Here is an 8,595-nt window from a genome sequence, read left to right as displayed (position 1 = left end):
CGAATTGACTTCGCTTATTTGTTTGGATCAAACAATGTTTGACCCGCACACTGCGAAACTTTGTTCAGTTTTCAAAGTACCAACTTGCGTCTTAGTGACGCAACGTTTTATATCTTACTCGCTTGTTAGCTTCTTGTCAACAAGTTTTCGATATTTTTTATTTTGTCTTCAATTGTCTTTCCTTACGAAAGCGCTTCTTGCTTGCCTTGAAGACATTTAATACTTTACCTTTTTTTCCCTTTTTCGTCAACTTTTGCCTTTTAATTGTCTTTTCTGCCAAACGCCAGGAAGTGTTGTAAAGGCTGTTTACCTTTTTATTTTTCAAAATCCTCGTGCACTTTTGGAAAAATTGCTTTTTCGGAAAAATAGTTCGGATTTTATGTCTTTTCTAGCTTAAATGCATAAAAATTTTTTTGAATTTTTTTATTTTTTCAACTTTTTTACGGGTTGAAAGTAAAAAAGAAGCAGTCAAATGACTGCTTCTTGCTTATTTTAGGTATTGCACGGTGATGTCGCTGGCGTTGATCAGGAACATCTGGCAATTTTCGTGTCTGGCAATTTGCTGGGCACTAAGGCGGAGGTATTGCTCGGTTTGCTTAAAGTCAAAATAGCTTGCCTCACCCTGTCCAACCTTTTTGGCAAAGGCGTGTAGCTGCTTGGCAATTTCTGATTCCGGCTTGTTCCATTCATTAACGATCTGCTTAAAGACTGCCGGTGCCCGCTTGACTTCTTTCTGAAATTCTTCGTTGACATAAAGCAAACGGAAATGGCTGCCATCGTCTAAAAGCAGACAGGTCGGCTTGTCGCTGACCAAGTCCACCAGGCCAACACGCTGGTAGAACTTGCTCTGCTGCCAGTTCTCAATTTCAATCCCCTTTTCAGCCACCAGCTTGGCAAACTCACCGGTTGGCAAGGGCTTGCTGTAGTAAAAGCCCTGGATCCGCTCGCAGCCAATCGACTGCAAGAAGTCCAACTGCTGCTTAGTTTCAACCCCTTCAGCCAAAGTATGGATTCCCAGGTCCTTGGCCATCTTCACGCAGGCGGTTAAGATCTTCTTTGAAGCTTCGTCAAAGTCCTTCATAAAGATCATATCTAGCTTGATCTCATCGAATTCAAAATTCTTGAGATAGTTTAAGGAAGAATAGCCGCTGCCAAAGTCGTCCATCCAGACTTCATAGCCGGCCTGGCGGAAGTTGTGAATGGTCCGTTTCAAGCCGGCAATATCCTTAGATAAGGCACTTTCGGTGATTTCCACGTGGACCAGGGACCGGCGCAAGCCATTTTTCCTCATGGCCTGGTTTAATTCGGTCAAAGGATCCATCATCTGGAAGTCTGCCCGGGACAAGTTGATGGAAACTGGCACGATATTTTCTCCCTTGTCGATACGCCCGCGCAAGCCCTGGGTAACTTCTTGGATGACATAACGGTCAACCTTGTAGGACAAGTTCATCTCTTCAAAGAGGGGAATAAAGTCGCCCGGTGACAAGAAACCCTTGACCGGATCAATCCAGCGGATCAAAGCTTCCGCCCCGCAGAGGCGGCCGGTTAAAGTCCGGATGACTGGTTGGTAGTAAACCTGCAGGTAGTGCTTTTCAATAGCTTCATCCAGGTGGTCGATCAAGTACTGCTTTAATTCTTCCTTTTCCTGCATGGCCGAAGTGTATAAGCACCAGCTCTGCTCAGGCTGCTTCTTTGCTTGGTCACAGGCCAGCTTGGCCCGGTCACAGGCTAAAGAAGGACTGACTTTCTCATCATACTGGTAGACTCCGACCCGCACCCGGAGCTGGCTGGCCAAAGGCAGGCGCTTTAATCGGGTGTGCAGGCGGATGATCCGCAGCTCCCAGTCACCTGGTTCTGGATCATAAACATAGAAACTGTCCGCGTTAAAGCGGGCTAATAAAGCATTAGGATAGTGCTCTTTTAAGAGCTCAGCGATTTCGATTAAGCAGTGGTCCCCCTGATCTAAGCCATGACGCATGTTGTAGAACTTGAAGTTCTCCACATTCATGACCAAGAGCTGGCCACCAGTTTGCCACTTCTGCCCGACTTCCAAAAGAAAGTTGTGCATGTTGAGCAGGCCAGTCAAAGAGTCATAACGGGAAACCAGCTTGTCCGTCACGTCTTTGACGACTATGATGGCGCTCTCTGGTACCCGGCGGATGCCGGAATGCCCCTCAATTACTTCAAATTCCAGGAGCCGCTGCTGGTCTCCAACCCGGACATGAGCCGTAATGAAAAAGCTGGTCTGCTGAGCCAATTGCCTGCGCAGGTTCTCGCGGCTTAATGCATTTACGAACCGCTGCTGGCTGTTGGGCAAGACCAGTTCACTGGCAAAATAGTTCAAGAGCTGGTCATAGTCTTCCCTGTTCTCCAAAACTGGCTGCCAAGTCAAAGGTGCCTTGAAGACAGTCGCCTGGTTTTTGGTTAAATCGACGAAAAATTCAGAATAATTGTCCCGGCTGTAGATCATCTGGAATTCCCGATAGGCTTCCAGCCGTTTGCCCCGCTCCCGGCGCTCTTTAGAAACAGTCGCTGCCTTTCTGACTAAAATGATGATCTGATCAACTTCACCAGCAAAGTCATAGCGGTTGGGAAAAAAGTTCAGGTGCAGCTTGTCTGGCCGCTGGAAGGCATGGCAGCTGATTTCTGCCGCCTCCCCCTGCAGGGCCTTTTGGTAAGCCGCGACTACCTTGTCTTGGTCAAGGTAGGCCACAAAATTCTGGCAAAAATCCTCGATCGACTTGGCCCGGTAGTAATTGCTAATGCCCAAGCAGGTCCGGAGGTCTTGGGAGAAGATAAGCGTCTTAACCTTGGGGTAGACCCAGATCATGGACATGCCGCCAGGACCAGCATGCATAATCCGGGACAGGGAACTGATCTGGTCACCGCTGATCAAGGGCCAAAAAAGGTTGCCCAAAGAAGTTAAGGTCTCTTTTTCATCCTCACTCCAGCCCTCTGCTTGCTTTTCCTTTTGAAAACTGACAAAGCCCTGGCAGATTTCCCCGGTAAAGTAGCTGTAGGCCAGGTTGCCAATTGCCAAAGCATAGCTCTTGTTAAAGCCTTCACCTTCCAAGGTCACCGGATTATCCTGCTACAAACGCCCATAGAGTTGGTCTCTCTCCGCCCCTTCCGCGATGAGTAGGTTGTGGTGCATAGCGGAAAAAGATGCGCCATGAGAACAATATTGATATATAAACTGACTGCCGACCGCCGTATTTTCGCAAACGTAGACCATGGACAAGCCTAGTTCGCCCTTGACGAGATCAAGCAAAGCAATCACTTGGTCTGGCTCTGGGCGGCCATCCTTTAAAATCTTGCTTTGAAATTGCTGAAAAGCAAGCTGAATTTTCTGCCTAATCATGTTTGTTTCCTTCGCCTAGACGTCATAAGCCTTTTATTATTCCTTTTCAACTATTTAATTGTAGCGGTTTTGTTTATAAATGTCTCGTTTTTTGGCTGATTTTTTTGGAAAAATTGTCCAAAGCGACTAAAAAAGCCTTCCAAAAAGCGAATTTTGGAAAGTTTTTTCTTGTGAATTATAAAGCTACTTGCTCATTTTCCTTAACTCGGGCCCAGTTGTGGGGATCCTGCAGGGTCGTGTCCAGCTTGCCCAGCATGTGGTCCAGCTTGTGGTATTCGGTGTCCCTTTCTTCATCAGTCGTCTTGGCCAGTTCTGCCTTCAGTTCAGCCGCAAAGATGGTTTCTTCGGCGTTTGTCCAGAAGTAGTCTTCATACTGGATCCCGCTGAAGTGCCAAGGCTTAAAGAAAAGATTGTAGTGGATGAGGCCAGGGTTAGCCAAAGCCTCAGTGTTTTCGTTTGGCATGGCATCCCAGCGGCCGTCCAGGTACTTGATCCGGCCGGAGCAGATTTCATTTAAGTAATCCTGGTCCGGGGCGATGCAGTCAAAGTGGTAACGGCCCAAGAGGCTGAAGAACTTGTCAACGAAGTTTTCTTCCCTGAAGGCCTTGGCATTCATGACCAGCATCCCTGAATTGATGTACTTCTTCGGATCCAGAGTCAAGACTTCCTTGATATAGCGGAGCATCTTTTCCACGAACTGGATGGAAGAGTCGGTGCAGGCACCCAAGAGATTATTGCCTAAGTCATGGTCATAAAGCCTGGCGATGTCGTCATTTAAGACCGTGTCGCTGTCGATGTAGACTACCTTGTCGTATTCCGGGAAGAGGTCTGGGATAAAGAGGCGGTAGAAAATGGACATGGCAAAGAAGTCCCCCCGCAGGTAGTTTTCCTTCCGGTCCTGGATTGGCTTCAAGAGTTCGTCGGACATCTCGTAGAACTTGATGTGGACATTATCTCTGTTATAAGCGGCCAGAGCCTTTTCATGCTCTTGGCTTAAGCCCTGGTGCAAAAAAGTTACCGTGTAATCACGCTTTGGGTCAACATGCTTGACCAAAGAGTGCAGTGAAACGGCCGCATATGGGGTGAAGTCATCACTGATTGAATAAAATACTGGAACTGTCATTAACATTTTTCCTTTCCATCTGTTTTCAACCGATATACCACATTGTAGTTCTTGCCAGCTTTTTAGCAAGAAAAAAAGTGCAAATTGAATGAAAGGATTACATAGTTTTCCTCTATGAGAAAAGGTAGTGGAGGGCCTGGCGGACGCTGGAGACCGGGATTACTTCAATCCCCAAATCCTGCAAGGCCGGGCTCATATTGTACTTAGGGATAAAAATCCGCTTGAAGCCAACCTTGCCGGCTTCCTTGACCCGGGCCTGGATCTGGTTGACCCGGCGGACTTCCCCGGTTAGGCCGATTTCCCCGACAAAGCAGTCGGTCGCGGAGATTTCCTTGTCATAATAACTGGAGGCAATGGCCATGGCGATGGCTAAGTCAATAGCCGGCTCGTTTAAGCGGATGCCGCCAGTGGCTGATAAATAGGCGTCCTGGTTCTGCAGCATCAGGTTCCCTCTTTTTTCCAAAACGGCTAAAAGCAGGGAGACCCGGTTATAATCCAGCCCCGAAGTAGTCCGCTTAGCATAGCCAAAGGCGGTTGGGGTGACCAGGGCCTGGATCTCGCCTAAAATCGGCCGGGTGCCTTCTAAAGAAACGACCACGGCTGACCCGGTTGAGTCAGGCAGGCGTTCATCTAAGAAGACCGCGGAAGGATTAGTCACTTCTGCCAGGCCTTCAGTCTTCATTTCGAACATGCCGATTTCATTGGCCGCCCCAAAACGGTTCTTGACTGAGTGCAGGATCCGGTAGGCATGGTGCTCGTCGCCTTCAAAGTAAAGGACGGTGTCAACCATATGCTCCAGGATTTTCGGCCCGGCGATGGACCCTTCCTTGGTCACGTGGCCGATGACAAAGACAGTGACTTGGTCCAACTTAGCGATCTTCATCAGTTCGGCAGTAACTTCCCGGACCTGGGAAGCTGAGCCCACCATGGAGTCCAGGCTGGGTTCGTTCATGGTCTGGATCGAGTCAATGACGACAAAATCAGGCTTAACGTCATCGATCTGGTCGCGGATGTGTTCCATATTGCTTTCCGGGTAAAGGAGCATGGGCGTTTGGCCCAGGCCTAAGCGGTCAGCCCGCAGCTTGATCTGGCTGGCAGATTCTTCCCCGGAGACGTAGAGGACCTTGTATTTTTCGGCCAGTTCGCTCATGATCTGCAGCATCAAAGTGGACTTGCCGATGCCGGGGTCCCCGCCGATCAAGACCAAAGAGCCGGGCACGATCCCGCCGCCTAAGACCCGGTTAAGTTCAGAGGACTTGGTTAAAACTCTCTCTTCTTTCTCCGCCTTGACGGAGGACATTTTGACGGCTTCTTTAGCACCCACGCTGGCCATCAAGCGGCTGGGGGTAGCTTTAGAAGAAGTCTGGCGGACCTCCTGGCTTTCTTTTTCAAACTGGTTCCAGGCCCCGCAGTTCGGGCACCGGCCCAGGTAAGAAGCGGAGATGTAGCCGCAAGAGCGGCACTTGTACTGGGTTCTAGCTCTGGCCATTACTTGCCGCCCTTCTTGCCAGTTGAGCCAAAGCCGCTTAAGCGCTGGCTTTCGATTGGCTGGTCGTCATCTGTTTTAAGGTACTTAACGAAGATACCCTGGGCGATCCGCTCACCCTTTTTGATCTTGAGGGGACGGACGCCGTAGTTCAAGACCTGGACGAAGATCTCCCCTTCATTGTTGGGGTTGTTGTAGTAGTCGCTGTCGATGACGCCGATCCCGTTTGGCAAGGACAGGTTGCGCTTGAAAGTGTTGGAAGACCGGTTGGCCAGGATTAAGACCTCATCTTCTGGCATGTAGGCCTTGATGCCGGTTGGGACCAAGATTGGCTTTAAGACTTCTTCTGCCTGCAAAAAGTCGCTTTCGATCAAGTCGTGGCCGTTTCTGATCAAGCGGAAGATCCTAACGAAGTTCAAGCTCCAGATGCTGGGGATGGTGATGTCGCGGGCTGCTTCGATGTCGTAGCCGGCGCTGGCCAAAGTCTGCCGGCGGGGCAGGGTCAAGCCTTGTCCTTCATACTTCTTAACTACTTCAAAGCCTCTTACTCTGTTCATTGTTTTTTGCTCCTTTAATTATCTAGACATCTATTTTACACTAGTTAAGACAGCAAAGGAAAAGGCAAGGACCGCAAAAAACATGCCGCTTTGAAAGGAAAAATAATGCCAGAAGAAAGAGAAAAAGTCATTGAAATCAAGGCTGACGGCCAGTTAGTTGCCAAAAGTCCCCTCCTCTTGATCGAGAGAAAGAGCGGGCCGGTTTGGGTCATGAACCAGCTTTTTATCGCGCCAGGGGCACCAGAAGGAACTTTGGACCAAGTGATGGCGCAAGTAGAAAAGCTTTGCCAGGAGACGGGCTTAAAAGTTTGGCCTTTAGACCCGCAAGTGATCGCTTATTGTCAAAAGCACGGGGAATTGACGAACATTTGGGCCGGGAAACCAGCAAATTAAGCTACTTTGATAGACGGACCTATTTTTATGGGCTAAAATGGGCTTAGATAGTTTTTTAAAAAGAAAAAAGAGAAACAGGAGGCAATAGGATGTCAAAAGAAATCAGCTTTGACACGATCGAAAACTTCACCAGCAACTTGAGCAAGCATCCAGCTTACGGGGTAGCTGCCAACGCTGCCCAAACCAATGGGATCTTTAAGGCCAGCCAAAGCACCCAAAGCAAGGTTGACCTAGACCCGACCTTCTCAGTGGAAATCGACACTGGTTCAGTTACCAACCAAAAGCAGTCAGGCCGCTGCTGGATGTTCAGTGCTTTGAACACCATGCGTCACTCAATCCAAAAGGAATTCAAGCTGAAGGGCTTTGAATTGTCACAGAGCTACACCTTCTTCTGGGACAAGTTTGAAAAGTCCAACTTCTTCTTTGAAAACGTGATCAGCTCAGCTGACAAGCCACTGGGCGACCGGAAGGTCTCCTTCCTCTTTGCCACTCCGCAATCAGACGGCGGGCAATGGGACATGCTCTGCGGCTTGATTGAAAAGTACGGGATCGTGCCGAAGAAGGTTTACCCGGAAACGGCTAACTCAGAAAACTCCCGCGCTTTGGACGACACTTTGAACACCATGCTCCGCAAGGGCGGTTTGGAACTGCGGGCTTTGGTCAATGAAGGCAAGAGCGAAGAAGAAGTAGAAGCCCACAAGGCTGAACTTTTGGACGCGATCTTCCGCATGCTGGCTACCTCATTAGGCTTGCCGCCAAAGAGCTTCAACTTCGAATACACTGACAATGACGGCGTCTACCACATCGACAAGGACATCACTCCGCAAGACTTCTTCAAGAAGTACGTTGGCTGGGACCTGGAAAACTACATCTCGGTTATCAACGGGCCTACTGCTGACAAGCCATACAATAAGGTCTTCTCAGTAGAATACCTGGGCAACGTGGTTGGCGGCCGGCAAGTCCGCCACCTCAACCTGGAACTGTCCAAGTTCAAGGAACTGATCATCAACCAATTGAAGCAAGGCGAAGTTGTTTGGTTTGGTTCAGACGTTTCCAAGGGCGGCGACCGGGTAGCCGGGCTTTTGGACACCAATATCTACCAAAGAGACCAGCTTTTTGACTACGACTTCTCAATGAGCAAGGCTGACCGCTTGAACTCCGGCGAAAGCATGATGAACCACGCCATGGTTATCACTGCCGTTGACCTGGTTGACGACAAGCCAACTAAGTGGAAGATCGAAAACTCATGGGGCGACAAACCAGGCTTTAAGGGCTACTTCGTCATGAGCGACGAATGGTTCGACCAATTCGTTTACCAAGCCGTTTTGAACAAGTCCTTCCTGCCAGAAGACGTTAAGAAGGCTTACGACGAAGGCAAGGAAAACCCAATCGAACTTCTGCCATGGGACCCAATGGGCGCTTTGGCTTTCGACTTCTAAGAGAATTGAATAGATATGAAAAACGAGTTGCATCGCGCAACTCGTTTTTTGGTGTGTATGGAAATTTAGTGTTGAACAAAACATTGAATCACGTCTTTGGCACTCAAATGGAGACCGTATAATCTTATGTGTAAGGATGAACAGTTCCTTAAAGTAAATCAAAATTGGGTATAAGAAAAGGGACTCCTTTTCCGTATAATTGATTTGAACACTATCAATACGAAAGGAATCCCTTA

Annotated in this window: 7 protein-coding genes; 2 read left to right on the top strand and 5 right to left on the bottom strand. The window is 48.7% G+C overall.

Annotation, left to right across the window (positions count from 1 at the left end):
* Window positions 1-487: 487 nt before the first annotated feature.
* From Q0J41_RS00600 to Q0J41_RS00580, 5 genes are all read right to left on the bottom strand, one after another.
* Complete coding sequence (locus tag Q0J41_RS00600) at window positions 488-3,079, bottom strand: bifunctional diguanylate cyclase/phosphodiesterase (protein WP_296224777.1); 2,592 nt, start codon at window positions 3,077-3,079, stop codon at window positions 488-490.
* A gap of 12 nt (window positions 3,080-3,091) precedes the next feature.
* The gene (locus tag Q0J41_RS00595) at window positions 3,092-3,361 is read right to left on the bottom strand and encodes a hypothetical protein (RefSeq protein ID WP_296224775.1); all 270 of its coding nucleotides are present in this window, start codon (window positions 3,359-3,361) and stop codon (window positions 3,092-3,094) included.
* A gap of 175 nt (window positions 3,362-3,536) precedes the next feature.
* A complete protein-coding gene (locus Q0J41_RS00590) occupies window positions 3,537-4,484 on the bottom strand; it encodes a glycosyltransferase family 8 protein (protein ID WP_296224773.1) in 948 nt (315 codons plus the stop codon).
* A gap of 112 nt (window positions 4,485-4,596) precedes the next feature.
* On the bottom strand, window positions 4,597-5,973 hold the full coding sequence (gene radA / locus Q0J41_RS00585) for a DNA repair protein RadA (RefSeq protein WP_296224770.1): 1,377 nt from the start codon (window positions 5,971-5,973) through the stop codon (window positions 4,597-4,599).
* Window positions 5,973-6,527, bottom strand: a complete 555-nt coding sequence (locus tag Q0J41_RS00580) for a dUTP diphosphatase (protein ID WP_296224768.1) — start codon at window positions 6,525-6,527, stop codon at window positions 5,973-5,975. Before Q0J41_RS00580 ends, radA begins: the two co-directional genes overlap by 1 nt.
* 105 nt (window positions 6,528-6,632) lie before the next feature.
* Between Q0J41_RS00580 and Q0J41_RS00575 the strand changes: the two genes are divergently transcribed.
* Complete coding sequence (locus tag Q0J41_RS00575; protein WP_296224766.1) at window positions 6,633-6,920, top strand: hypothetical protein; 288 nt, start codon at window positions 6,633-6,635, stop codon at window positions 6,918-6,920.
* A gap of 89 nt (window positions 6,921-7,009) precedes the next feature.
* Entirely contained in the window at window positions 7,010-8,359 is a 1,350-nt protein-coding gene (pepC, locus tag Q0J41_RS00570; RefSeq protein ID WP_296224764.1) for an aminopeptidase C, read from the top strand.
* Window positions 8,360-8,595 lie beyond the last annotated feature (236 nt).

The sequence above is a fragment of the uncultured Lactobacillus sp. genome (genome assembly GCF_944327175.1).
Taxonomy (GTDB): domain Bacteria; phylum Bacillota; class Bacilli; order Lactobacillales; family Lactobacillaceae; genus Lactobacillus.
The sequence above is the reverse complement of the archived record's forward strand: the minus strand, read 5'-3'. Positions and strand labels throughout refer to the sequence as shown.